Raw genomic sequence first — 25,818 nt, 5'->3', positions numbered from 1 at the left:
CTTAGCGTTTACTCGAAGCCAGCTGGGTGGTTTTCTCTTGATCCATGCGCGCCATCAGCGGTTGGCTTTGCGCGAGGAAGCGCGAGCGTTCAGCTTTGGAGATCGGATCGGCCATCGCCACCTTCTGACCCAGCGGGTCGACGTGCACGCCATTGACCTGGAACTCGTAGTGCAAGTGCGGGCCGGTGGACAGGCCGGTGGTGCCGATGTAACCAATCACCTGACCTTGCTTGACGCTGCCGCCAGTCTTGATGCCTTTGGCGAAGCCTTGCATATGGCCGTACAGCGTGCGGTAGGTATTACCGTGCTGGATGATCACGGTGTTGCCGTAACCGCCGCGACGACCCGCCAACAATACTTTGCCGTCACCGGCAGCCTTGATCGGCGTACCGCGTGGTGCCGCGTAATCGACACCCTTGTGGGCGCGGATCTTGTTCAGGATCGGGTGCTTGCGGCCCATGGAAAATTTCGAGCTGATGCGGGCGAAGTCTACCGGGGTACGGATAAACGCCTTGCGCATGCTGTTGCCGTCAGCTGTGTAGTAGCTGCTGTTGCCTTGTTTGTTGGTGTAGCGCACCGCGGTGTAAGTCTTGCCGCGGTTGGTGAAGCGTGCGGAAAGGATCGGGCCGTTGCCGACAGCTTTGCCGTTGACGACCTTCTGTTCATAGATCACATCGAACTCGTCACCCTGGCGAATATCCTGGGCGAAGTCGACGTCATAGCCAAACACACTGGCCATATCCATGGTCAGGCTGTGGGACAAACCGGCTCGGGCGGCAGATTGAGACAGCGAACTGTTGATCACGCCATGCACGTAGGCGGAGCGAACGGTGGGCTTGGCGGTAATGCGATTGAACGCATAACCCTTGTCGTTCTTGGTCAGGCTGATGCTTTCCGTGTCGCTGACTTTGCTGTGCAAGTTGGTCAGCTGGCCATCCGGGCTCAGTTCGAACTCAAGCTTCTGACCATGTTTGAGCTGGCTGAACTGCTTGGCCTGTTTGTCGCTGGCCAGTACTTCATGCACCGAAGTGGCCGGAAGGCCGACTTTCTCGAACAAAGTCGAGAGAGTGTCGCCTTTGCTAACAATCACTTCCTTATGGCCTGGCGCCTTCTTCTCTTCGACGACTGGCGCGGGAGCGGGGGCGGGAGCGGCCTGGGCGGTTTCCTGAGTGTCCTCGGCGCTGTTTTCGATCTGCGCGAAGGGGGGGGCGGCCGGTTCATTTGTGGCTTGAATGGCGTCGGCAGCGTCTTGATCTTGTGTCAGTTGTTCAGCAGGGCTTTCCAGTTCAAGACTCAGGGTCGTCTTTTTGGCTTCAACATCACTGGAAGGGAATACCAGAAGCGCCAGGCTGAGAAGGGCGGCGATCCCACTTGCTGCGAGCAGGTGGGTCTTCGGGTAAAGCGGTGGCGCTTTAGACGGTTCTGTGGTCATAGGTAATTTTGACTTTGAAAAGATGAATTGGAAAAGATGAATGACATGATGAAGACGAAATAACTGTATAAAATATAACCAAATCATCTCTGAAGCAAGTCTGCGAACGCTCTGTCCGTGGATTGGCGTCCGTGCGCCGGGCAAAACTTGTATTTGGTGCGCGATCTTGTATGGTTGTTCCCCTTTGAATCTGAGCCTTGCGGGTCTGTTATGAAGTCGGTTGAAGAGCAGCTAGCGCTGATCAAACGTGGTGCAGAAGAACTGTTGGTCGAGTCCGAGCTGATCGAGAAACTCAAGCGTGGCCAGCCGCTGCGTATTAAGGCAGGCTTCGATCCGACCGCGCCGGATTTGCACCTGGGTCACACCGTGCTTATTAATAAGCTGCGCCAGTTCCAGGAGCTGGGTCACCAGGTGATCTTCCTTATAGGTGACTTCACCGGGATGATCGGTGATCCGAGCGGCAAGAGCGCGACACGTCCTCCGCTCACCCGTGAGCAGGTTCTCGAGAATGCCGAGACCTACAAGACTCAGGTCTTCAAGATTCTTGATCCGGCCAAGACTGAAGTGGCGTTCAACTCCACCTGGATGGATCAGATGGGGCCGGCCGACTTCATTCGCCTGACTTCGCAATACACCGTGGCTCGCATGCTCGAGCGCGACGATTTCGACAAGCGCTACACGACCAATCAACCCATCGCCATTCACGAGTTCCTCTATCCGCTGGTTCAGGGTTATGACTCGGTCGCGTTGCGCGCGGATGTCGAGCTGGGTGGTACCGATCAGAAGTTCAACCTGCTGATGGGGCGCGAGCTGCAGCGTAGTTATGGTCAGGAGGCTCAATGCATTCTGACCATGCCGTTGCTCGAAGGGCTGGATGGTGTGAAGAAGATGTCCAAGTCGTTGGGCAACTACGTCGGTATCCAGGAGGCGCCGGGTGTCATGTACGGCAAGCTGGTTTCTATTCCGGATGTGCTGATGTGGCGTTACTTCGAATTGCTCAGTTTCCGCTCCATGGAAGAGATCAATGCTTTCCGGGCTGACGTCGAGGCAGGTGCGAATCCGCGTGACATCAAGATCAAGCTGGCCGAAGAGATCGTTGCGCGCTTCCATGGTGAAGAGGCTGCGGCCAATGCTCATCGTGCGGCGGGCAATCGTATGAAAGACGGTGAGCTGCCGGATGATCTGCCAGAGATCGAGTTGACCGCTGCCGAGGATATGCCGATTGCTGCTGTCCTTAATAAGGCAGGTTTGGTGAAGAACTCCGCTGTGGCGCGCGACCTTCTCGGTTCTGGTGGTGTGCGTATAGATGGTGAGGTTGTTGATCGCACCTTTATATACGTACTGGGTGCGACCCATGTTTGCCAGGCTGGGAAGAAGGCATTTGCGCGTATTACGCTCAAATCTGAATAAAGCTGAAATCAGGGGTTGACGGCAGATTCTGGAAGTCTATAATTCGCCCCACTTCCGGCGCAGTCGAAACGGAAAACTCCTTGGTAAACAAAGAGTTACGCAGTTTTCGACAGCGGTTACGCTTCAGTTCATCGAAGCCAGAAGGGGTTGGTAGGGCAGTGTGTTTTCGCCTTATTGACGGTTCGATCATCTCGGTCGAAAGCGGAGAAAAAGAGGTGTTGACAGCAGCGAGTAACGCTGTAGAATTCGCCTCCCGCTAACGAGAGATCGGAAGCGCAAGTGGTTGAAGTTGCAAGGGAAACTTTGAAAACTTCTGAAAATAACCGCTTGACAGCAACAGAGGCTGCTGTAGAATGCGCGCCTCGGTTGAGACGAAAGATCTTAACCAACCGCTCTTTAACAACTGAATCAAGCAATTCGTGTGGGTGCTTGTGGAGTCAGACTGATAGTCAACAAGATTATCAGCATCACAAGTTACTCCGCGAGAAATCAAAGATGTAACCAACGATTGCTGAGCCAAGTTTAGGGTTTCTTAAAAACCCAAAGATGTTTGAACTGAAGAGTTTGATCATGGCTCAGATTGAACGCTGGCGGCAGGCCTAACACATGCAAGTCGAGCGGCAGCACGGGTACTTGTACCTGGTGGCGAGCGGCGGACGGGTGAGTAATGCCTAGGAATCTGCCTGGTAGTGGGGGATAACGCTCGGAAACGGACGCTAATACCGCATACGTCCTACGGGAGAAAGCAGGGGACCTTCGGGCCTTGCGCTATCAGATGAGCCTAGGTCGGATTAGCTAGTTGGTGAGGTAATGGCTCACCAAGGCGACGATCCGTAACTGGTCTGAGAGGATGATCAGTCACACTGGAACTGAGACACGGTCCAGACTCCTACGGGAGGCAGCAGTGGGGAATATTGGACAATGGGCGAAAGCCTGATCCAGCCATGCCGCGTGTGTGAAGAAGGTCTTCGGATTGTAAAGCACTTTAAGTTGGGAGGAAGGGCAGTTACCTAATACGTAATTGTTTTGACGTTACCGACAGAATAAGCACCGGCTAACTCTGTGCCAGCAGCCGCGGTAATACAGAGGGTGCAAGCGTTAATCGGAATTACTGGGCGTAAAGCGCGCGTAGGTGGTTCGTTAAGTTGGATGTGAAATCCCCGGGCTCAACCTGGGAACTGCATTCAAAACTGACGAGCTAGAGTATGGTAGAGGGTGGTGGAATTTCCTGTGTAGCGGTGAAATGCGTAGATATAGGAAGGAACACCAGTGGCGAAGGCGACCACCTGGACTGATACTGACACTGAGGTGCGAAAGCGTGGGGAGCAAACAGGATTAGATACCCTGGTAGTCCACGCCGTAAACGATGTCAACTAGCCGTTGGGAGCCTTGAGCTCTTAGTGGCGCAGCTAACGCATTAAGTTGACCGCCTGGGGAGTACGGCCGCAAGGTTAAAACTCAAATGAATTGACGGGGGCCCGCACAAGCGGTGGAGCATGTGGTTTAATTCGAAGCAACGCGAAGAACCTTACCAGGCCTTGACATCCAATGAACTTTCCAGAGATGGATTGGTGCCTTCGGGAACATTGAGACAGGTGCTGCATGGCTGTCGTCAGCTCGTGTCGTGAGATGTTGGGTTAAGTCCCGTAACGAGCGCAACCCTTGTCCTTAGTTACCAGCACGTCATGGTGGGCACTCTAAGGAGACTGCCGGTGACAAACCGGAGGAAGGTGGGGATGACGTCAAGTCATCATGGCCCTTACGGCCTGGGCTACACACGTGCTACAATGGTCGGTACAGAGGGTTGCCAAGCCGCGAGGTGGAGCTAATCCCAGAAAACCGATCGTAGTCCGGATCGCAGTCTGCAACTCGACTGCGTGAAGTCGGAATCGCTAGTAATCGCGAATCAGAATGTCGCGGTGAATACGTTCCCGGGCCTTGTACACACCGCCCGTCACACCATGGGAGTGGGTTGCACCAGAAGTAGCTAGTCTAACCTTCGGGAGGACGGTTACCACGGTGTGATTCATGACTGGGGTGAAGTCGTAACAAGGTAGCCGTAGGGGAACCTGCGGCTGGATCACCTCCTTAATCGACGACATCAGCTGCTCCATAAGTTCCCACACGAATTGCTTGATTCATTGAAGAAGACGATAAGAAGCAGCCCGAAATTGGGTCTGTAGCTCAGTTGGTTAGAGCGCACCCCTGATAAGGGTGAGGTCGGCAGTTCGAATCTGCCCAGACCCACCAATTTTGTGTGGGAAACGCCTGTAGAAATACGGGGCCATAGCTCAGCTGGGAGAGCGCCTGCCTTGCACGCAGGAGGTCAACGGTTCGATCCCGTTTGGCTCCACCACTACTGCTTCTGTTTGTTGAAAGCTTAGAAATGAGCATTCCACCAAGACGGTGATGAATGTTGATTTCTAGTCTTTGATTAGATCGTTCTTTAAAAATTTGGGTATGTGATAGAAAGATAGACTGAACGTTACTTTCACTGGTAACGGATCAGGCTAAGGTAAAATTTGTGAGTTTAATCGCGAATTTTCGGCGAATGTCGTCTTCACAGTATAACCAGATTGCTTGGGGTTATATGGTCAAGTGAAGAAGCGCATACGGTGGATGCCTTGGCAGTCAGAGGCGATGAAAGACGTGGTAGCCTGCGAAAAGCTTCGGGGAGTCGGCAAACAGACTTTGATCCGGAGATGTCTGAATGGGGGAACCCACCTAACATAAGTTAGGTATCTTAAGCTGAATACATAGGCTTAAGAAGCGAACCAGGGGAACTGAAACATCTAAGTACCCTGAGGAAAAGAAATCAACCGAGATTCCCTTAGTAGTGGCGAGCGAACGGGGACTAGCCCTTAAGTGGCTTTGAGATTAGCGGAACGCTCTGGAAAGTGCGGCCATAGTGGGTGATAGCCCTGTACGCGAAAATCTCTTGGTCATGAAATCGAGTAGGACGGAGCACGAGAAACTTTGTCTGAATATGGGGGGACCATCCTCCAAGGCTAAATACTACTGACTGACCGATAGTGAACTAGTACCGTGAGGGAAAGGCGAAAAGAACCCCGGAGAGGGGAGTGAAATAGATCCTGAAACCGTATGCGTACAAGCAGTGGGAGCCCACTTTGTTGGGTGACTGCGTACCTTTTGTATAATGGGTCAGCGACTTATTTTCAGTGGCGAGCTTAACCGAATAGGGGAGGCGTAGCGAAAGCGAGTCTTAATAGGGCGTCTAGTCGCTGGGAATAGACCCGAAACCGGGCGATCTATCCATGGGCAGGTTGAAGGTTGGGTAACACTAACTGGAGGACCGAACCGACTACCGTTGAAAAGTTAGCGGATGACCTGTGGATCGGAGTGAAAGGCTAATCAAGCTCGGAGATAGCTGGTTCTCCTCGAAAGCTATTTAGGTAGCGCCTCATGTATCACTGTAGGGGGTAGAGCACTGTTTCGGCTAGGGGGTCATCCCGACTTACCAAACCGATGCAAACTCCGAATACCTACAAGTGCCGAGCATGGGAGACACACGGCGGGTGCTAACGTCCGTCGTGAAAAGGGAAACAACCCAGACCGTCAGCTAAGGTCCCAAAGTTATGGTTAAGTGGGAAACGATGTGGGAAGGCTTAGACAGCTAGGAGGTTGGCTTAGAAGCAGCCACCCTTTAAAGAAAGCGTAATAGCTCACTAGTCGAGTCGGCCTGCGCGGAAGATGTAACGGGGCTCAAACCATACACCGAAGCTACGGGTATCACTTAGGTGATGCGGTAGAGGAGCGTTCTGTAAGCCTGTGAAGGTGAGTTGAGAAGCTTGCTGGAGGTATCAGAAGTGCGAATGCTGACATGAGTAACGACAATGGGTGTGAAAAACACCCACGCCGAAAGACCAAGGTTTCCTGCGCAACGTTAATCGACGCAGGGTTAGTCGGTCCCTAAGGCGAGGCTGAAAAGCGTAGTCGATGGAAAACAGGTTAATATTCCTGTACTTCTGGTTATTGCGATGGAGGGACGGAGAAGGCTAGGCCAGCTTGGCGTTGGTTGTCCAAGTTTAAGGTGGTAGGCTGGAATCTTAGGTAAATCCGGGATTCTAAGGCCGAGAGCTGATGACGAGTGTACTTTTAGTACACGAAGTGGTTGATGCCATGCTTCCAAGAAAAGCTTCTAAGCTTCAGGTAACCAGGAACCGTACCCCAAACCGACACAGGTGGTTGGGTAGAGAATACCAAGGCGCTTGAGAGAACTCGGGTGAAGGAACTAGGCAAAATGGCACCGTAACTTCGGGAGAAGGTGCGCCGGTGAGGGTGAAGCATTTACTGCGTAAGCCCACGCCGGTCGAAGATACCAGGCCGCTGCGACTGTTTATTAAAAACACAGCACTCTGCAAACACGAAAGTGGACGTATAGGGTGTGACGCCTGCCCGGTGCCGGAAGGTTAATTGATGGGGTTAGCTAACGCGAAGCTCTTGATCGAAGCCCCGGTAAACGGCGGCCGTAACTATAACGGTCCTAAGGTAGCGAAATTCCTTGTCGGGTAAGTTCCGACCTGCACGAATGGCGTAACGATGGCGGCGCTGTCTCCACCCGAGACTCAGTGAAATTGAAATCGCTGTGAAGATGCAGTGTATCCGCGGCTAGACGGAAAGACCCCGTGAACCTTTACTATAGCTTTGCACTGGACTTTGAATTTGCTTGTGTAGGATAGGTGGGAGGCTTTGAAGCGTGGACGCCAGTTCGCGTGGAGCCAACCTTGAAATACCACCCTGGCAACTTTGAGGTTCTAACTCAGGTCCGTTATCCGGATCGAGGACAGTGTATGGTGGGTAGTTTGACTGGGGCGGTCTCCTCCTAAAGAGTAACGGAGGAGTACGAAGGTGCGCTCAGACCGGTCGGAAATCGGTCGTAGAGTATAAAGGCAAAAGCGCGCTTGACTGCGAGACAGACACGTCGAGCAGGTACGAAAGTAGGTCTTAGTGATCCGGTGGTTCTGTATGGAAGGGCCATCGCTCAACGGATAAAAGGTACTCCGGGGATAACAGGCTGATACCGCCCAAGAGTTCATATCGACGGCGGTGTTTGGCACCTCGATGTCGGCTCATCACATCCTGGGGCTGAAGCCGGTCCCAAGGGTATGGCTGTTCGCCATTTAAAGTGGTACGCGAGCTGGGTTTAGAACGTCGTGAGACAGTTCGGTCCCTATCTGCCGTGGACGTTTGAGATTTGAGAGGGGCTGCTCCTAGTACGAGAGGACCGGAGTGGACGAACCTCTGGTGTTCCGGTTGTCACGCCAGTGGCATTGCCGGGTAGCTATGTTCGGAATAGATAACCGCTGAAAGCATCTAAGCGGGAAACTAGCCTCAAGATGAGATCTCACTGGGACCTTGAGTCCCCTGAAGGGCCGTCGAAGACTACGACGTTGATAGGTTGGGTGTGTAAGCGCTGTGAGGCGTTGAGCTAACCAATACTAATTGCCCGTGAGGCTTGACCATATAACACCCAAGCAATTTGCTGACCTGAAGAGGCGCCAGATTGCGGTGTGTGAAGACGAAACGAACCGAAAGTTTGTGACACTCACGAAACACCAGATCTATCACATACCCATTCGCTGGAGCGTGATCTCGCAAGAGAGAACGACCTGGCTACCGAATTTCTTGACGACCATAGAGCATTGGAACCACCTGATCCCATCCCGAACTCAGCAGTGAAACGATGCATCGCCGATGGTAGTGTGGGGTTTCCCCATGTGAGAGTAGGTCATCGTCAAGATTAAATTCCGAAACCCCTATCTGCGTATGCAGGTAGGGGTTTTGTTTTGTCCGCAGGAAAATCTCGCTTGTAGGGTTTCTATGCAACAGCCCGGGGCATGGCTATCATGCGGGCCTCATTGTGAGGCGAGACTTGCATGCTGACGTTGTTAAAGCTTCTTAAGGATGGTCGATTCCATTCGGGCCAAGCCCTGGGTGCTGCCTTGGGCGTCAGTCGTAGCGCTGTATGGAAGCAGCTTCAGCACTTGGAAGCTGAGCTCGGTTTATCCATTCATAAAGTGCGCGGTCGCGGCTATCAACTGGCTGCACCGTTGACACTGCTTGATCCTGCGGAAATAAGCGCGCGGGCGCCTTCTTGCGAATGGCCCGTTCTAGTCTTCGATTCAATTGACTCTACTAACGCTGAAGCTTTGCGCGCTATCGAGCGTGGCCAGCCTGCGCCATTTCTGGTGCTCGCTGAGCGGCAGACGGCTGGTCGTGGGCGGCGTGGACGCAAATGGGTGAGTCCGTTCGCGGAAAACATCTATTACAGTCTGGTACTGCGCATTGAGGGTGGGATGCGGCAGCTGGAAGGCTTGAGTCTTGTGGTCGGGCTTGCCGTAATGCAAGTCTTGCGAGGGCTTGGTATTTCAGGTGTGGGGTTGAAGTGGCCGAATGATGTTCTGGTGGGTCAGCAAAAAATTGCGGGAATACTGCTCGAGTTAGTGGGGGATCCTGCTGATGTGTGCCACGTGGTGATCGGTGTCGGAATAAATGTGAACATGCAGATGACCGATGAGGTTGATCAGCTATGGACGTCCATGCGTCTCGAGTCGGGTAAGCCTGTTGATCGCAATCATCTGGTTGCGGAGTTAGGGTTGATGCTCCAGGCCTATTTAAATCGCCACCAGGCCGGCGGATTTCCGGCGATCCAGGCGGAGTGGGAGCAAAATCATCTATGGCAGGGGCGGGCGGTATCGTTGATTGCCGGTGTTAGTCAGATAGATGGTGAGGTGCTGGGTATCGACGGCCAGGGTGCCTTGCGCTTGAAGGTGAATGGTGTGGAGAAGGTCTTTAGTGGTGGCGAGCTCAGCCTGAGGTTACGTGATGATTCTTGAGCTCGATTGTGGAAACAGTTTCATCAAGTGGCGTGTGCTCGGCGAGGATGTCCGGCGGGCGATTGGCGAGGGGGTCGTTGATTCAGATCTCGCATTGCTGGAGAGCTTGAGAGGGCTCAAGGGGCTCGCTCTCATGCATTGTCGTTTAGTCAGTGTCAGAACCGCTGAAGAAACCAGTGCGCTGATTTCTCTGCTGACCGAGGCTTTCGGCGTTTCCGTGGTGTGCGCGGCACCGGCTCGGGAGATGTCTGGGGTTCGAAATGGCTATGAGGAGTTCGAGCGGCTAGGGCTTGATCGTTGGCTTGCAATGCTCGGAGGATTTCATCTGGCTTCGGGTGCTTGTCTGGTGCTCGACTTTGGTACGGCTGTTACGGCTGACTTTATTGCGGGGGATGGTGAGCATCTCGGAGGATTTATCTGTCCGGGGATGCCTTTGATGCGCAACCAGCTGCGTACCCATACCCGTAGAATTCGCTATGGAGATCTTGCTGCCGAGCGCGCTTTGGAGAGTCTTGTTCCTGGGCGCACAACCGTCGAGGCGGTCGAGCGAGGTTGTTTGCTAATGTTGAGAGGGTTTGTCCTGACTCAGCTAGAGTTGGCGCGAAGCTATTGGGGAGAAGATTTCGCAGTCTTCCTGACTGGAGGAGATGCTGATCTGGTCTCCGAGATTGTGCCCGAGGCCAGGGTAGTTCCAGACCTGGTATTTGTAGGTTTGGCGATGGCGTGTCCCTTGTCCTGAGGTTTTTATGCGTTGGTTGTTCCTGTTGTTGCTTGTTCTCAATGTGTTCTATTACGTCTGGCACCAACAGGAGGCTCCGCTTCGCGCGAAAGATGTAACCCCCTTGAGTTTGTATCGGGGTTCGCAGCAAGACATTCGCTTGTTGAGTGAAACGACTGACGCGGCTCGTGATAAAGGAAAGCCTGCCCAGGCAGGCGATGGATGCCTCTATCTTGGCGGTTTTACTCGTCAGGAAGCTGCTCAGGCGGTCGAGCGGCGATTGAGTGGCATGGAAATCAAGTTCGAGTCCTTGCTGAGGGCTCCTGCCGAGTCTGATGGTTACTGGGTGCGCATAGCCCCGGAAAGCCGGCGTTTGGTGGGGGACTCGCAGCTGCAAAGCCTTTCTAAAGAATTCAATGAGTTAAAACATAAAATAATGCCGTGCGAGGGGGTTGCACCCGTCGAATAGTTTGCATAGAATGGCGCCCGCTTCGCAGTGAAGACCTTTAGCGGTCAGCAGTGTGAAGCGAGGTCAACGCAGCTAACCTCAGGTTTTTAATGAGAAAATGCTTGACAGAAGGCTGGCATGATATAGAATGCCGGCTCGCTTAGGAGGGGTTCCCGAGCGGCCAAAGGGATCAGACTGTAAATCTGACGTCTACGACTTCGAAGGTTCGAATCCTTCCCCCTCCACCATTTTTAGCGAGAGCTGCAAGCTCCGCGGGTATAGTTTAGTGGTAGAACCTCAGCCTTCCAAGCTGATGATGCGGGTTCGATTCCCGCTACCCGCTCCAAGTTTGCAGGTCCTGCAAAGTGTTACGCTCTTGTAGCTCAGTTGGTAGAGCACACCCTTGGTAAGGGTGAGGTCAGCGGTTCAAATCCGCTCAAGAGCTCCATATAACAAGGCAGATATGAAAATATCTGCCTTTGTTTTAATGGCTGATAGTACTTGCTTAATTCTTCTGCTAGGGGTGATTTCGATGGCTAAGGAAAAGTTCGAACGTAACAAGCCGCACGTCAACGTTGGAACCATTGGTCACGTAGACCATGGCAAGACGACTCTGACCGCTGCTTTGACCCGCGTCTGCTCCGAAGTGTTCGGTTCGGCAAAGGTTGACTTCGACAAGATCGATAGCGCCCCAGAAGAAAAAGCTCGTGGTATCACCATTAACACTGCTCACGTTGAGTACGATTCGGCTGTGCGTCATTACGCACACGTTGACTGTCCGGGTCACGCTGACTACGTAAAAAACATGATTACCGGTGCTGCGCAGATGGATGGTGCGATTCTGGTTTGCTCGGCCGCTGATGGTCCGATGCCGCAAACCCGTGAGCATATCCTGTTGTCCCGTCAGGTTGGCGTTCCGTACATCGTTGTCTTCCTGAACAAGGCTGACATGGTCGACGACGCTGAGTTGCTGGAGCTGGTTGAGATGGAAGTGCGCGATCTGTTGAGCGCTTACGATTTCCCAGGTGATGACACGCCGATCATCATTGGTTCGGCGCTGATGGCGCTGAATGGTCAAGATGACAACGAGATGGGTACTACCGCCGTCAAGAAGTTGGTCGAGACTCTGGATAGCTATATTCCGCAGCCTGAGCGTGCTATTGATAAGCCGTTCCTGATGCCGATCGAGGATGTGTTCTCGATCTCCGGTCGCGGTACTGTTGTGACTGGTCGTGTTGAGCGTGGCATTGTCCGCATTCAGGAAGAAGTTGAGATTGTTGGTCTTCGTGACACTGTCAAAACTACTTGCACTGGTGTTGAAATGTTTCGCAAGCTGCTCGACGAAGGTCGTGCGGGTGAGAACTGCGGCGTTCTGCTGCGTGGTACCAAGCGTGATGATGTTGAGCGTGGCCAGGTCCTGGTCAAGCCCGGCACTGTCAAGCCGCATACCAAGTTCACTGCTGAGGTTTACGTTCTGAGCAAGGAAGAGGGTGGTCGTCATACGCCATTCTTCAAGGGCTACCGTCCACAGTTCTACTTCCGTACAACTGACGTGACTGGTAACTGCGAGCTGCCAGAAGGTGTTGAAATGGTGATGCCGGGTGATAACGTTCAAATGACCGTTACCCTGATCAAAACCATCGCGATGGAAGATGGTCTGCGTTTCGCTATCCGTGAGGGCGGTCGTACCGTCGGCGCTGGTGTCGTAGCAAAAGTCATCGAGTAAGTTGTTGTAATGTCTTTTTCGGGCCGGCATAATGGTCGGCCTGATTTTGTTTTAGGTCAGTAGCTCAATTGGCAGAGCGACGGTCTCCAAAACCGTAGGTTGGGGGTTCGATTCCCTCCTGACCTGCCAGATTCACTTGGTGTGTCTGGCTTTCTTTTCACAGGATCTTCATAGATGACTCCTAAAGCTGAAGCTCAAGGCTCTCGCTTCGATCTGCTCAAGTGGCTAGTAGTAGTCGCTTTGGTGGTTGTTGGCGTTGTTGGCAATCAGTATTACTCTGCTTCGCCGATCCTGTACCGCGTACTCGCTTTGCTTGTAATTGCTGCTGTAGCTGCCTTTGTAGGCCTGCAGACAGTCAAGGGCAAGTCTTTCTTTGTACTGGTTAAGGAAGCTCGCACCGAGATTCGTAAAGTCGTATGGCCAACTCGCCAAGAAACCACGCAGACCACGCTGATTGTTGTGGCTGTTGTTCTGGTTATGGCGTTGCTGTTGTGGGGGCTTGATTCCCTGCTCGGCTGGCTTGTTTCCTTGATTGTCGGCTAAGGGTGTCCCGTGGCTAAGCGTTGGTACGTTGTGCATGCTTACTCCGGTTACGAGAAGCATGTCATGCGCTCGTTGGTAGAGCGCGTAAAGCTGGCTGGCATGGAAGATGGCTTTGGCGAAATTCTGGTTCCCACTGAAGAAGTGGTTGAAATGCGTAATGGCCAGAAACGCAAAAGCGAGCGCAAGTTCTTCCCAGGTTATGTGCTGGTCCAGATGGACATGAACGAGGGTACTTGGCACTTGGTCAAGGATACTCCTCGGGTGATGGGTTTCATCGGCGGTACTGCTGATAAGCCTGCGCCGATCACTGATAAAGAGGCAGAAGCGATTCTGCGTCGCGTTGCTGATGGTAGCGACAAGCCGAAGCCGAAGACGTTGTTCGAGCCAGGTGAGTCGGTACGTGTCAACGACGGACCGTTTGCTGATTTTACTGGCACGGTTGAAGAAGTTAACTACGAGAAGAGCCGGATCCAAGTGGCAGTGCTCATTTTCGGTCGCTCTACTCCGGTAGAGCTAGAGTTCAGCCAGGTCGAAAAGGTCTAGCTGAGCAAGCATCCCAACCCCGCAGCCCCAGGCTGTGGGGTTTTGTCGTCACTGGGATAAACGCGCAAGTAACCGGGGAGCCTTTCGAGGCGTTCGAACCCGTAATTGGAGTGCCTCATGGCCAAGAAGATTACCGCTTACATCAAGCTGCAAGTGAAGGCCGCTCAGGCTAACCCAAGCCCACCTGTTGGTCCTGCTCTGGGTCAGCACGGCGTGAACATCATGGAATTCTGCAAGGCTTTCAACGCCCGTACTCAGGGTATTGAGCCAGGTCTGCCGACTCCAGTGATCATCACTGTCTACAGCGACCGTAGCTTCACTTTCGAAACCAAATCCACACCTGCTTCGGTTCTGCTGAAGAAGGCTGCTGGTCTGACTAGCGGTTCCGCTCGTCCGAACACCGTTAAGGTTGGCACCGTGACCCGTGCTCAGCTGGAAGAAATCGCGAAAACCAAAAACGCGGATCTGACTGCAGCTGATATGGAAGCAGCCGTGCGTACTATCGCCGGTTCTGCTCGTAGCATGGGCCTTAACGTGGAGGGTGTGTAATGGCTAAGTTGACCAAGCGTCAAAAGGCTATCGCCGGCAAAATCGAAGCAGGCAAGTCCTACAACTTTGTAGACGCTGCTGCCCTGCTGGCTGAGCTGTCGACTGTCAAGTTCAGCGAGTCGTTCGACGTTGCTGTGAACCTGGGTGTTGACCCGCGTAAATCCGACCAGGTCGTTCGTAGCGCTACTGTGCTGCCACACGGCACTGGCAAGACTGTTCGCGTTGCTGTGTTCACCCAGGGTCCAGCTGCCGAGGCCGCTCTGGCTGCCGGCGCTGACCGTGTAGGTATGGACGACCTGGCTGCCGAAATGAAAGGCGGCGACCTGAACTATGACGTAGTTATCGCATCCCCGGATGCCATGCGCGTTGTTGGTCAGTTGGGTCAGATCCTGGGCCCACGCGGCCTGATGCCTAACCCTAAAGTCGGCACTGTAACTCCAGACGTAGCTACCGCGGTTAAAAACGCCAAGGCTGGTCAGGTTCGTTATCGCACCGACAAAAACGGCATCATCCACACCTCCGTTGGCAAAGTCGGCTTCGATGCCGTCAAGCTGAAGGAAAACGTTGAAGCCCTGATCGCTGATCTGAAGCGTATCAAGCCAGCTTCCTCGAAAGGTATTTACGTCAAGCGCGTTACCCTGAGCACCACCATGGGTCCAGGTCTGGTCATCGACCAAGGCTCGCTCGACGCGTAAGACACAGGTTGGCGCAAGCGATTGCGTCAATTGAAAGATTGGGGTCCCTGCCTGGCGGGGGCTATCCAAGACCGTAGGCGGCGCAAGTCTTAAACCACAAGCCTACGCAGATGGTGCTCCCGGTTCCTTACCGAATCAGACACCAAAACGACATCCGGCTTCGGTTGGATGAAACGGTAACAAGCAGGAGTTAAACCCGTGGCAATTAAACTCGAAGACAAGAAGGCCATCGTCGCTGAAGTCAACGAGGCTGCCAAAGTCGCTCTGTCCGCTGTCGTGGTTGATGCCCGTGGCGTAACAGTAGGCGCAATGACCGGACTCCGTAAAGAGGCTCGTGAAGCTGGCGTTTACGTACGTGTTGTACGTAACACCCTGCTCAAGCGCGCTGTTGCTGACACTGAATACAGTGTTCTCAACGACGTGTTCACTGGCCCGACCCTGATTGCATTCTCGAACGAACATCCGGGCGCTGCTGCCCGTATCTTCAAAGAGTTTGCCAAGGGTCAGGACAAGTTCGAGATCAAGGCAGCTGCGTTCGAGGGCAAGTTCCTCGCAGCTAATCAGATCGACGTACTGGCAACTCTGCCGACCCGTGACGAAGCAATTTCCCAGCTGATGAGCGTGATTCAAGGCGCTACCAGCAAATTGGCTCGTACTCTGGCGGCAATTCGCGACCAGAAAGAAGCTGCTGCAGCCTAAGGCTCGTCAACTTCTCGCGTTTTTTGTTTATTTCGATGGTCGCGTAGGCCGTCCCCCAATTCAGGAATTGAGTCATGTCTCTGACTAACGAACAAATCATCGAAGCAATCGGCCAGAAATCCGTAGTGGAAATCGTTGAGCTGATCAAATCGATGGAAGAAACCTTCGGTGTTACCGCTGCTGCTGCATCGGCTGGTCCAGCTGCTGCTGCCGCTGTTGTTGAAGAACAAACTGAATTCAACGTCATGCTGACCGAAGCTGGCGAGAAGAAAGTTAACGTGATCAAGGCAGTACGTGAACTGACCGGTCTGGGCCTGAAAGAAGCCAAGGCTGTAGTTGACGGCGCTCCTGGCATCGTTCTGGAAGCTGTTTCGAAAGACGCAGCTGACAAAGCAAAAGCCACTCTGGAAGAAGCAGGCGCTAAAGTCGAGCTGAAGTAAGCATCGACTTTGCACCTCCAGCCCGAGCGTTAAGCGAAAGGCTGATGGCTGGTGGCTCTTGCCACCGGCCTTTTTCCGTTATTGGCAGCCGACTGGGTCGGTGCTGGTAACGAGCTGTAACCACCCGATGCGGTGGCGCAAACCATGGGGTTTGCACGATTTTCTGGCTGCTCCCGTCGGGAGGGGCCAAACAAGCAGGTGACCAAGCTGGGGAACGCTGATGGCTTACTCATATACTGAGAAAAAACGTATCCGCAAGGACTTTAGCAAGTTGCCGGACGTCATGGATGTGCCGTATCTCCTGGCAATCCAGCTGGATTCGTATCGTGAATTCTTGCAGGCGGGAGCGACTAAAGATCAGTTCCGCGACGTGGGCCTGCATGCGGCCTTCAAATCCGTTTTCCCGATCATCAGCTACTCCGGCAATGCTGCGCTGGAGTACGTCGGTTATCGCCTGGGCGAACCGGCATTTGATGTCAAAGAATGCGTATTGCGCGGTGTAACTTACGCCGTACCTTTGCGGGTAAAAGTGCGCCTGATCATTTTCGACAAAGAATCGTCGAACAAAGCGATCAAGGACATCAAAGAGCAAGAAGTCTACATGGGTGAAATCCCCCTGATGACTGAAAACGGTACCTTCGTAATCAACGGTACCGAGCGTGTAATCGTTTCCCAGCTGCACCGTTCCCCGGGCGTGTTCTTCGACCACGACCGTGGCAAGACGCACAGCTCCGGCAAACTGCTGTACTCCGCGCGCATCATTCCTTACCGCGGTTCGTGGCTGGACTTCGAGTTCGACCCGAAAGACTGCGTGTTCGTGCGTATCGACCGTCGTCGCAAGCTGCCTGCATCGGTACTGCTGCGCGCGCTGGGCTATACCACTGAAGAAGTGCTGGACGCGTTCTACACCACCAACGTCTTCCACGTGCAAGGTGAAAACCTCAGCCTGGAACTGGTGCCTCAGCGCCTGCGTGGTGAAATTGCTGTCCTGGATATCCTGGATGACAAAGGCAAGGTTATTGTCGAGCAAGGTCGTCGTATTACTGCTCGCCACATCAACCAGCTGGAAAAAGCAGGGATCAAAGAGCTGCAAGTGCCTCTGGACTACGTCCTGGGTCGCACTACCGCCAAGGTCATCGTGCATCCGGCAACCGGCGAAATCCTGGCAGAGTGCAACACCGAGCTGAACACCGAAATCCTGGCAAAAATCGCCAAGTCTCAGGTTGTTCGTATCGAAACTCTGTACACCAACGATATCGACTGCGGTCCGTTCGTCTCCGACACTCTGAAGATCGACTCCACCAGCAACCAATTGGAAGCGCTGGTCGAGATCTATCGCATGATGCGTCCTGGCGAGCCGCCAACCAAAGACGCTGCCGAGACTCTGTTCAACAACCTGTTCTTCAGCCCTGAGCGCTATGACCTGTCTGCGGTCGGCCGGATGAAGTTCAACCGTCGTATCGGTCGTACCGAGATCGAAGGTTCGGGCGTGTTGTGCAAAGAAGACATCGTCGCGGTACTGAAGACTCTGGTCGACATTCGTAACGGTAAAGGCATCGTCGATGACATCGACCACCTGGGTAACCGTCGTGTTCGCTGCGTAGGCGAAATGGCCGAGAACCAGTTCCGCGTTGGCCTGGTACGTGTTGAGCGTGCGGTCAAAGAGCGTCTGTCGATGGCTGAAAGCGAAGGCCTGATGCCGCAAGACCTGATCAACGCCAAGCCAGTGGCTGCGGCGGTGAAAGAGTTCTTCGGTTCCAGCCAGCTTTCCCAGTTCATGGACCAGAACAACCCGCTGTCCGAGATCACCCACAAGCGTCGTGTTTCTGCACTCGGCCCTGGCGGTTTGACTCGTGAGCGTGCTGGCTTTGAAGTGCGTGACGTACACCCGACTCACTACGGTCGTGTATGCCCGATTGAAACGCCGGAAGGTCCGAACATCGGTCTGATCAACTCCTTGGCCGCCTATGCGCGCACCAACCAGTACGGCTTCCTCGAGAGCCCGTACCGTGTGGTGAAAGACGCTCTGGTCACCGACGAAATCGTATTCCTGTCCGCCATCGAAGAAGCTGATCACGTGATCGCTCAGGCTTCGGCCACGATGAACGACAAGAAAGTCCTGATCGACGAGCTGGTAGCTGTTCGTCACTTGAACGAGTTCACCGTCAAGGCGCCGGAAGACGTCACCTTGATGGACGTATCGCCGAAGCAGGTAGTTTCGGTTGCAGCGTCGCTGATCCCGTTTCTCGAGCACGACGACGCCAACCGTGCGTTGATGGGTTCGAACATGCAGCGTCAAGCTGTACCAACCCTGCGTGCTGACAAGCCGCTGGTCGGTACCGGCATGGAGCGTAACGTAGCCCGTGACTCCGGCGTTTGCGTCGTGGCTCGTCGTGGCGGCGTGATCGACTCCGTCGACGCCAGCCGTATCGTGGTTCGTGTTGCTGATGACGAAGTTGAAACCGGCGAAGCTGGTGTCGACATCTACAACCTGACCAAGTACACCCGCTCCAACCAGAACACCTGCATCAACCAGCGTCCGCTGGTGAGCAAGGGTGATCGGGTTCAGCGTAGCGACATCATGGCCGACGGTCCGTCCACCGATATGGGTGAGCTGGCACTGGGTCAGAACATGCGCATCGCGTTCATGGCATGGAACGGCTTCAACTTCGAAGACTCCATCTGCCTGTCCGAGCGTGTTGTTCAGGAAGACCGTTTCACCACGATCCACATTCAGGAACTGACCTGTGTGGCACGTGACACCAAGCTTGGGCCAGAGGAAATCACTGCAGACATCCCGAACGTGGGTGAAGCTGCACTGAACAAACTGGACGAAGCCGGTATCGTTTACGTAGGTGCTGAAGTTGGCGCAGGCGACATCCTGGTCGGTAAGGTCACTCCGAAAGGCGAGACCCAGCTGACTCCGGAAGAAAAGCTGCTGCGTGCCATCTTCGGTGAAAAAGCCAGCGACGTTAAAGACACCTCCCTGCGCGTGCCTACCGGCACCAAGGGTACCGTCATCGACGTACAGGTCTTCACCCGTGACGGCGTTGAGCGTGATGCTCGTGCACTGTCGATCGAGAAGACTCAACTCGACGAGATCCGCAAGGATCTGAACGAAGAGTTCCGTATCGTTGAAGGCGCCACTTTCGAACGTCTGCGTTCCGCCCTGGTCGGCCACAAAGCCGAAGGCGGCGCCGGTCTGAAGAAAGGTCAGGACATCACCGACGAAATTCTCGACGGTCTTGAGCATGGTCAGTGGTTCAAACTGCGCATGGCTGAAGATGCTCTGAACGAGCAGCTCGAGAAGGCTCAAGCCTACATCGTTGATCGCCGCCGTCTGCTGGACGACAAGTTCGAAGACAAGAAGCGCAAACTGCAGCAGGGCGATGACCTGGCTCCAGGCGTGCTGAAAATCGTCAAGGTTTACCTGGCAATCCGTCGTCGCATCCAGCCGGGCGACAAGATGGCCGGTCGTCACGGTAACAAGGGTGTGGTCTCCGTGATCATGCCGGTTGAAGACATGCCGCACGATGCCAATGGCACCCCGGTCGACGTCGTCCTCAACCCGTTGGGCGTACCTTCGCGTATGAACGTTGGTCAGATCCTTGAAACCCACCTGGGCCTCGCGGCCAAAGGTCTGGGCGAGAAGATCAACCGGATGGTCGAAGAGCAGCGTAAAGTTGCTGAACTTCGCACCTTCCTGGACGAGATCTACAACCAGATCGGCGGTCGTAACGAAGATCTGGATAGCTTCTCCGACCAGGAAATCCTGGATCTGGCGAAGAACCTGCGTGGCGGCGTACCAATGGCCACTCCAGTGTTCGACGGCGCCAAGGAAAGCGAAATCAAGGCCATGCTGAAACTGGCAGACCTGCCAGAAAGCGGCCAGATGCAGCTGACCGACGGCCGTACCGGCAACAAGTTCGAGCGCCCGGTTACTGTTGGCTACATGTACATGCTGAAGCTGAACCACTTGGTAGACGACAAGATGCACGCTCGTTCTACCGGTTCGTACAGCCTGGTTACCCAGCAGCCGCTGGGTGGTAAGGCGCAGTTCGGTGGTCAGCGTTTCGGGGAGATGGAGGTCTGGGCACTGGAAGCATACGGTGCTGCTTACACTCTGCAAGAAATGCTCACAGTGAAGTCGGACGATGTGAACGGTCGGACCAAGATGTACAAAAACATCGTGGACGGCGATCACCGTATGGAGCCGGGCATGCCCGAGTCCTTCAACGTGTTGATCAAAGAAATTCGTTCCCTCGGCATCGATATCGATCTGGAAACCGAATAACACGTGACGCGAATCGAGAGCGGGGCAGGATTGCCCGCTCTCTGCTCCGCCAGGAGGAAAGGCCTTGAAAGACCTACTGAATTTGCTGAAAAACCAGGGTCAAGTCGAAGAGTTCGACGCCATCCGTATTGGATTGGCATCGCCTGAGATGATCCGTTCGTGGTCGTTCGGTGAAGTTAAAAAGCCGGAAACCATCAACTACCGTACGTTCAAACCTGAGCGTGACGGCCTGTTCTGCGCCAAGATCTTTGGCCCGGTAAAGGATTACGAGTGCCTGTGCGGTAAGTACAAGCGCTTGAAGCACCGTGGTGTGATCTGCGAGAAGTGCGGCGTTGAAGTCGCGCTGGCAAAAGTTCGTCGTGAGCGCATGGCGCACATCGAACTGGCCTCGCCGGTTGCCCACATCTGGTTCCTGAAATCGCTGCCTTCGCGTATCGGCTTGCTGATGGACATGACCCTGCGTGATATCGAACGCGTTCTCTACTTCGAGAGCTATGTCGTTATCGATCCAGGCATGACCACCCTTGAAAAAGGTCAGCTGCTCAACGACGAGCAGTACTTCGAAGCGCTGGAAGAGTTCGGCGACGATTTCGATGCCCGCATGGGTGCCGAAGCTGTCCGTGAACTGCTGCACGCTATCGACCTGGAACACGAGATTGGCCGCCTGCGTGAAGAAATTCCGCAAACCAACTCCGAAACCAAGATCAAGAAGCTGTCCAAGCGTCTGAAGTTGATGGAAGCCTTCCAGGGTTCCGGCAACCTTCCAGAATGGATGGTGCTGACCGTTCTGCCGGTTCTGCCGCCAGATCTGCGTCCACTGGTCCCGCTGGATGGCGGTCGCTTCGCGACTTCCGACCTCAACGATCTGTATCGTCGAGTGATCAACCGTAACAACCGCTTGAAGCGTCTGCTCGATCTGTCCGCTCCGGACATCATCGTGCGCAACGAAAAGCGTATGTTGCAGGAAGCTGTCGACGCACTGCTCGATAACGGTCGTCGTGGCCGCGCTATCACCGGTTCCAACAAGCGTCCTCTGAAATCCCTGGCTGACATGATCAAGGGTAAGCAGGGTCGTTTCCGTCAGAACTTGCTCGGTAAGCGTGTTGACTACTCCGGTCGTTCGGTAATTACCGTAGGTCCGACCCTGCGTCTGCACCAGTGCGGTCTGCCGAAGAAAATGGCTCTCGAGCTGTTCAAGCCGTTCATTTTCGGCAAGCTGGAAATGCGTGGTCTTGCTACCACCATCAAAGCTGCCAAGAAGATGGTCGAGCGCGAGCTGCCAGAGGTTTGGGACGTTCTCGCTGAAGTGATTCGCGAACACCCGGTTCTCCTCAACCGTGCACCGACCCTTCACCGTCTGGGTATCCAGGCGTTTGAACCGGTACTGATCGAAGGTAAGGCTATCCAGCTGCACCCTCTGGTCTGTGCTGCGTACAACGCCGACTTCGACGGCGACCAAATGGCCGTGCACGTACCGCTGACACTGGAAGCCCAGTTGGAAGCGCGTGCGTTGATGATGTCGACCAACAACATTCTGTCGCCAGCCAACGGTGAGCCAATCATCGTTCCGTCGCAGGACGTTGTATTGGGTCTGTACTACATGACTCGTGAAGCGATCAACGCCAAGGGCGAAGGTCGTGTGTTCGCGGATCTGCAGGAAGTTGACCGTGTGTTCCGTGCCGGCGAAGCCGCACTGCACGCCAAGGTCAAAGTGCGGATCAACGAAACCGTCAACGATCGTGATGGTGGCAGCGTCAAGAACACCCGTATCGTCGACACTACTGTTGGCCGTGCGCTGTTGTTCCAGGTTGTTCCACCTGGCCTGTCGTACGACGTCGTCAACCAGCCGATGAAGAAAAAGGCGATCTCCAAGCTGATCAACCAGTGCTACCGCGTGGTTGGTTTGAAAGAGACCGTGATCTTCGCTGACCAGTTGATGTACACCGGTTTTGCCTATTCGACCATCTCCGGCGTTTCCATCGGTGTTAACGACTTCGTTATCCCGGATGAAAAAGCCCGCATCATCAATGCTGCTACTGATGAAGTGAAAGAGATCGAAAGTCAGTACGCCTCCGGCCTGGTAACCCAGGGCGAGAAGTACAACAAAGTGATCGACCTTTGGTCCAAGGCGAACGACGAAGTTTCCAAGGCAATGATGGCCAACCTCTCGAAAGAGAAAGTCATCGACCGCCATGGCGTCGAGGTCGACCAAGAGTCTTTCAACTCGATGTACATGATGGCCGACTCGGGCGCACGGGGTTCTGCTGCGCAGATCCGTCAGCTCGCCGGTATGCGTGGCCTGATGGCCAAGCCGGACGGCTCCATCATCGAAACGCCAATTACTGCGAACTTCCGTGAAGGTTTGAGCGTACTTCAGTACTTCATCTCCACTCACGGTGCTCGTAAAGGTTTGGCGGATACCGCGTTGAAAACAGCGAACTCCGGTTACCTGACTCGTCGTCTGGTAGACGTGGCGCAGGATCTGGTTGTGACCGAGATCGATTGCGGCACCGAGCATGGCCTGGTAATGACTCCGCACATTGAAGGCGGTGACGTTGTTGAGCCGCTGGGTGAGCGCGTATTGGGTCGTGTCATTGCCCGTGATGTGTTCAAGCCAGGTACCGAAGAAATCATCGTTCCTGCCGGCACTCTGGTAGACGAGAAGTGGGTCGAGTTCATCGAGCTGAACAGCATCGACGAAGTGATCGTGCGTTCGCCGATCAGCTGCGAAACCCGCTATGGCATTTGCGCCAAGTGCTACGGCCGTGACTTGGCTCGTGGTCACCAGGTGAACATCGGTGAAGCGGTCGGCGTTATCGCTGCCCAGTCCATCGGTGAGCCGGGTACCCAGCTGACCATGCGTACGTTCCACATCGGTGGTGCGGCAAGCCGGACCTCCGCAGCTGACAGCGTTCAGGTGAAGAATGGCGGTACCGTCCGTCTGCACAACCTGAAACACGTTGAGCGAGTGGATGGTTGCCTGGTTGCTGTGTCCCGTTCGGGTGAGCTGGCAATCGCTGATGACTTCGGTCGTGAGCGCGAGCGTTACAAGCTGCCGTACGGTGCTGTGATTTCGGTTAAAGAAGGTGACAAGGTCGACGCTGGCGCAATCGTGGCCAAGTGGGATCCGCACACTCACCCAATCGTTACCGAAATGAAAGGTACCGTGACCTACGTGGGCATGGAAGAAGGCATCACGATCAAGCGTCAGACTGACGAATTGACCGGTATGACCAACATTGAAGTACTCGATGCCAAAGACCGTCCAGCTGCCGGTAAAGATATCCGTCCTGCTGTGAAGATGGTTGATGACAACGGCAAGGATCTCTTGCTGCCGGGTACTGACGTAATTGCTCAGTACTTCCTGCCTGCTAACGCCCTGGTTGGTGTAGCGGACGGTGCGAAGATTGCGATCGGTGATGTTATCGCTCGTATCCCGCAAGAGACTTCGAAGACCCGTGACATCACCGGTGGTCTGCCGCGTGTTGCCGACTTGTTCGAAGCACGTCGTCCGAAAGAAGCCTCGATTCTGGCTGAAGTCAGCGGCACCATCGCGTTCGGTAAAGAGACCAAAGGCAAGCGCCGTCTGGTTATCACCCCGAACGACGGTACCGATCCGTACGAAGAGCTGATTCCGAAGTGGCGTCACCTGAACGTCTTCGAAGGCGAACAGGTAAACCGCGGCGAAGTTATCTCCGACGGCCCGAGCGATCCACACGACATCCTGCGTCTGCTGGGTGTGAGTGCGCTGGCCAAGTACATCGTGAACGAGATCCAGGACGTTTACCGTCTGCAAGGCGTGAAGATCAACGATAAGCACATCGAGACCATCCTGCGTCAGATGCTGCGTAAGGTTGAAATCGCTGAATCCGGCGACTCGACTTTCATCAAGGGCGACCAGATGGAGTTGACTCACGTTCTGGTAGAGAACGAGCGTCTGGCTGGCGACGAGAAGTTCGTTTCCAAGTTCACCCGCGTACTGCTGGGTATCACCAAGGCGTCGTTGTCCACCGAATCGTTCATCTCGGCGGCTTCCTTCCAGGAAACCACTCGCGTACTGACCGAAGCGGCGGTAACCGGCAAGCGCGATTACCTGCGCGGCCTGAAAGAAAACGTGGTCGTGGGTCGTCTGATCCCGGCCGGTACCGGTCTGGCTTATCACAGCGAGCGCAAGCGCCGCCGTGATGCTGACAAACCGTTGCGCGTAAGCGCCAGTGAAGTGGAAGCTGCACTGACCGAAGCGCTGAACTCGAGCGGTAACTGAGTTCTGCGATAAATGAGCGTAAGGCCCTGGCCGTTCCGTTCATCGAATCGAGACAATTTGTCGAGGTTGGATGAGCGGGGAGGTCGGGGCCTTGCCTTGACTGGGGGCAAGATCCTCTTTAGACTCTTGTACCCCTAAATTTGGCGGGAATTCGTTCCTGCCATTTTGCTTTTCTTGCAAGACAATAGCGTCGCAAGACAACAGTGGAGCTAGTAGATGGCAACTATCAACCAGCTGGTACGTCAGCCGCGTAAGCGTATCGTCGAGAAATCCGACGTGCCTGCGCTGCAGAACTGCCCGCAACGTCGTGGCGTATGCACCCGTGTGTATACCACCACGCCGAAAAAACCTAACTCGGCACTGCGTAAAGTATGCCGTGTGCGTCTGACCAACGGTTTCGAGGTTTCCTCGTACATCGGCGGTGAAGGCCACAACCTGCAAGAGCACAGCGTGGTACTGATCCGCGGCGGTCGTGTAAAAGACTTGCCAGGTGTTCGTTACCACACCGTACGCGGTTCTTTGGATACTTCCGGCGTTAAAGGTCGTAACCAGGGTCGTTCGAAGTACGGTACCAAGAAGCCTAAGTAGTAGTGGCTTTTTGTAAAAACTGATTTTCTATTTTTCTGAGTCGATAAGAGTAAGGTCGGAGGCGTCCCGAAAGGGCACCGATTCCGAGCGAACCTGAAGACCGTTTGAGGGCTTATCCATGCCAAGAAGACGCGTAGCAGCCAAGCGCGAAGTGCTTGACGATCCAAAATACGGCAGCCAGATCCTGGCCAAGTTCATGAACCACGTAATGGAAAGCGGCAAGAAAGCCGTTGCCGAGCGTATCGTTTATGGCGCGCTGGAAAAGGTTAAAGAACGCAAGAACAGCGATCCCCTGGAAATCTTCGAGAAAGCTCTCGACGCCATCGCTCCGCTGGTCGAAGTGAAGTCGCGCCGTGTAGGCGGTGCTACTTACCAGGTTCCGGTCGAAGTTCGTCCGTCCCGTCGTAACGCTCTGGCAATGCGCTGGTTGGTAGACTTCGCCCGTAAGCGCGGCGAGAAGTCTATGGCTCTGCGTTTGGCTGGCGAACTGTTGGACGCTGCCGAAGGCAAAGGTGCTGCAGTTAAGAAGCGTGAAGACGTGCACCGTATGGCTGAAGCCAACAAGGCTTTCTCGCACTACCGCTTCTAATTTTAGCGTCACTAATTTTGCGA

At 54.4% G+C, this 25,818-nt stretch carries 16 protein-coding genes, 6 tRNA genes and 3 rRNA genes; 24 read left to right on the top strand and 1 reads right to left on the bottom strand.

The features are described from left to right. Window position 1 precedes the first annotated feature (1 nt). Entirely contained in the window at window positions 2–1,432 is a 1,431-nt protein-coding gene (locus tag AB3226_RS11690; RefSeq protein ID WP_367373158.1) for a peptidoglycan DD-metalloendopeptidase family protein, read from the bottom strand. 210 nt (window positions 1,433–1,642) lie between these two features. On the opposite strand from AB3226_RS11690, the gene tyrS reads away from it, so the two are divergent. The 24 genes from tyrS (at window position 1,643) to rpsG (ending at window position 25,795) form a co-directional block, all read left to right on the top strand. Further along, entirely contained in the window at window positions 1,643–2,842 is a 1,200-nt protein-coding gene (gene tyrS / locus AB3226_RS11685) for a tyrosine--tRNA ligase (protein WP_008008359.1), read from the top strand. A gap of 552 nt (window positions 2,843–3,394) precedes the next feature. After that, window positions 3,395–4,933 (top strand): 16S ribosomal RNA (locus AB3226_RS11680). Between the two features lie 82 nt (window positions 4,934–5,015). Next, window positions 5,016–5,092: transfer RNA gene (locus AB3226_RS11675), tRNA-Ile, on the top strand. 30 nt (window positions 5,093–5,122) lie between these two features. Next, window positions 5,123–5,198, top strand: a tRNA-Ala gene (locus tag AB3226_RS11670). Window positions 5,199–5,434: 236 nt separating this feature from the next. After that, window positions 5,435–8,326 (top strand): 23S ribosomal RNA (locus AB3226_RS11665). Between the two features lie 161 nt (window positions 8,327–8,487). Continuing rightward, a 5S ribosomal RNA gene (rrf, locus tag AB3226_RS11660) occupies window positions 8,488–8,603 on the top strand. The 16S, 23S and 5S rRNA genes sit together here with 2 tRNA genes alongside, the layout of an rRNA operon. Window positions 8,604–8,739: 136 nt before the next feature. Next, window positions 8,740–9,699: a bifunctional biotin--[acetyl-CoA-carboxylase] ligase/biotin operon repressor BirA gene (birA, locus tag AB3226_RS11655; RefSeq protein WP_367373157.1), complete on the top strand. Its 960-nt coding sequence runs from the start codon at window positions 8,740–8,742 to the stop codon at window positions 9,697–9,699. Beyond that, window positions 9,689–10,438, top strand: coding sequence for a pantothenate kinase (locus AB3226_RS11650; RefSeq protein ID WP_367373156.1), 750 nt, complete (start codon window positions 9,689–9,691; stop codon window positions 10,436–10,438). Before birA ends, AB3226_RS11650 begins: the two co-directional genes overlap by 11 nt. 7 nt (window positions 10,439–10,445) lie before the next feature. After that, window positions 10,446–10,886, top strand: a complete 441-nt coding sequence (locus tag AB3226_RS11645) for a hypothetical protein (protein WP_367373155.1) — start codon at window positions 10,446–10,448, stop codon at window positions 10,884–10,886. 142 nt (window positions 10,887–11,028) lie between these two features. After that, window positions 11,029–11,113, top strand: a tRNA-Tyr gene (locus AB3226_RS11640). 24 nt (window positions 11,114–11,137) lie between these two features. After that, window positions 11,138–11,211, top strand: a tRNA-Gly gene (locus AB3226_RS11635). Window positions 11,212–11,237: 26 nt separating this feature from the next. Then, a tRNA-Thr gene (locus AB3226_RS11630) sits at window positions 11,238–11,313 on the top strand. Window positions 11,314–11,397: 84 nt separating this feature from the next. Continuing rightward, a complete protein-coding gene (gene tuf / locus AB3226_RS11625; protein WP_019693885.1) occupies window positions 11,398–12,591 on the top strand; it encodes an elongation factor Tu in 1,194 nt (397 codons plus the stop codon). Window positions 12,592–12,644: 53 nt separating this feature from the next. After that, a tRNA-Trp gene (locus AB3226_RS11620) sits at window positions 12,645–12,720 on the top strand. A gap of 45 nt (window positions 12,721–12,765) precedes the next feature. Then, window positions 12,766–13,134 carry a preprotein translocase subunit SecE gene (gene secE, locus AB3226_RS11615; RefSeq protein ID WP_007896620.1) on the top strand — a complete coding sequence of 123 codons (369 nt, stop codon included), beginning with the start codon at window positions 12,766–12,768 and terminating at the stop codon, window positions 13,132–13,134. 9 nt (window positions 13,135–13,143) lie between these two features. Continuing rightward, window positions 13,144–13,677: a transcription termination/antitermination protein NusG gene (gene nusG, locus AB3226_RS11610; protein ID WP_007896622.1), complete on the top strand. Its 534-nt coding sequence runs from the start codon at window positions 13,144–13,146 to the stop codon at window positions 13,675–13,677. Window positions 13,678–13,794: 117 nt separating this feature from the next. After that, on the top strand, window positions 13,795–14,226 hold the full coding sequence (gene rplK, locus AB3226_RS11605) for a 50S ribosomal protein L11 (RefSeq protein WP_008008888.1): 432 nt from the start codon (window positions 13,795–13,797) through the stop codon (window positions 14,224–14,226). Further along, entirely contained in the window at window positions 14,226–14,921 is a 696-nt protein-coding gene (gene rplA / locus AB3226_RS11600) for a 50S ribosomal protein L1 (protein ID WP_007896626.1), read from the top strand. Before rplK ends, rplA begins: the two co-directional genes overlap by 1 nt. Window positions 14,922–15,119: 198 nt before the next feature. Beyond that, entirely contained in the window at window positions 15,120–15,620 is a 501-nt protein-coding gene (gene rplJ / locus AB3226_RS11595) for a 50S ribosomal protein L10 (protein WP_038981297.1), read from the top strand. 74 nt (window positions 15,621–15,694) lie between these two features. Further along, window positions 15,695–16,060, top strand: a complete 366-nt coding sequence (gene rplL / locus AB3226_RS11590) for a 50S ribosomal protein L7/L12 (RefSeq protein ID WP_038981298.1) — start codon at window positions 15,695–15,697, stop codon at window positions 16,058–16,060. Window positions 16,061–16,280: 220 nt separating this feature from the next. Then, the gene (rpoB, locus tag AB3226_RS11585; RefSeq protein WP_095054552.1) at window positions 16,281–20,354 is read left to right on the top strand and encodes a DNA-directed RNA polymerase subunit beta; all 4,074 of its coding nucleotides are present in this window, start codon (window positions 16,281–16,283) and stop codon (window positions 20,352–20,354) included. A 64-nt stretch (window positions 20,355–20,418) separates the two neighbouring features. Further along, window positions 20,419–24,618 carry a DNA-directed RNA polymerase subunit beta' gene (gene rpoC, locus AB3226_RS11580; protein WP_008145492.1) on the top strand — a complete coding sequence of 1,400 codons (4,200 nt, stop codon included), beginning with the start codon at window positions 20,419–20,421 and terminating at the stop codon, window positions 24,616–24,618. Window positions 24,619–24,834: 216 nt separating this feature from the next. Next, the gene (gene rpsL / locus AB3226_RS11575; protein ID WP_002555494.1) at window positions 24,835–25,206 is read left to right on the top strand and encodes a 30S ribosomal protein S12; all 372 of its coding nucleotides are present in this window, start codon (window positions 24,835–24,837) and stop codon (window positions 25,204–25,206) included. A 118-nt stretch (window positions 25,207–25,324) separates the two neighbouring features. Continuing rightward, a complete protein-coding gene (gene rpsG / locus AB3226_RS11570; RefSeq protein ID WP_002555493.1) occupies window positions 25,325–25,795 on the top strand; it encodes a 30S ribosomal protein S7 in 471 nt (156 codons plus the stop codon). Window positions 25,796–25,818: the final 23 nt, after the last annotated feature.

Source organism: Pseudomonas lini (genome assembly GCF_964063345.1).
In the GTDB taxonomy this organism is placed as follows: Bacteria; Pseudomonadota; Gammaproteobacteria; order Pseudomonadales; family Pseudomonadaceae; genus Aquipseudomonas; species Aquipseudomonas lini_B.
Note: the sequence above shows the minus strand (reverse complement) of the source record. Positions and strands in the feature narration are given on the sequence as shown.

What these genes read in the sequence shown, in the direction of transcription:
- AB3226_RS11690 (WP_367373158.1), bottom strand. Translation starts at nt 1,432, where the DNA reads ATGACCACAGAACCGTCTAAAGCGCCACCGCTTTACCCGAAGACCCAC.
- tyrS (WP_008008359.1), top strand. Translation starts at nt 1,643, where the DNA reads ATGAAGTCGGTTGAAGAGCAGCTAGCGCTGATCAAACGTGGTGCAGAA.
- birA (WP_367373157.1), top strand. Translation starts at nt 8,740, where the DNA reads ATGCTGACGTTGTTAAAGCTTCTTAAGGATGGTCGATTCCATTCGGGC.
- AB3226_RS11650 (WP_367373156.1), top strand. Translation starts at nt 9,689, where the DNA reads ATGATTCTTGAGCTCGATTGTGGAAACAGTTTCATCAAGTGGCGTGTG.
- AB3226_RS11645 (WP_367373155.1), top strand. Translation starts at nt 10,446, where the DNA reads ATGCGTTGGTTGTTCCTGTTGTTGCTTGTTCTCAATGTGTTCTATTAC.
- tuf (WP_019693885.1), top strand. Translation starts at nt 11,398, where the DNA reads ATGGCTAAGGAAAAGTTCGAACGTAACAAGCCGCACGTCAACGTTGGA.
- secE (WP_007896620.1), top strand. Translation starts at nt 12,766, where the DNA reads ATGACTCCTAAAGCTGAAGCTCAAGGCTCTCGCTTCGATCTGCTCAAG.
- rplK (WP_008008888.1), top strand. Translation starts at nt 13,795, where the DNA reads ATGGCCAAGAAGATTACCGCTTACATCAAGCTGCAAGTGAAGGCCGCT.
- rplA (WP_007896626.1), top strand. Translation starts at nt 14,226, where the DNA reads ATGGCTAAGTTGACCAAGCGTCAAAAGGCTATCGCCGGCAAAATCGAA.
- rplL (WP_038981298.1), top strand. Translation starts at nt 15,695, where the DNA reads ATGTCTCTGACTAACGAACAAATCATCGAAGCAATCGGCCAGAAATCC.
- rpoB (WP_095054552.1), top strand. Translation starts at nt 16,281, where the DNA reads ATGGCTTACTCATATACTGAGAAAAAACGTATCCGCAAGGACTTTAGC.
- rpsL (WP_002555494.1), top strand. Translation starts at nt 24,835, where the DNA reads ATGGCAACTATCAACCAGCTGGTACGTCAGCCGCGTAAGCGTATCGTC.
- rpsG (WP_002555493.1), top strand. Translation starts at nt 25,325, where the DNA reads ATGCCAAGAAGACGCGTAGCAGCCAAGCGCGAAGTGCTTGACGATCCA.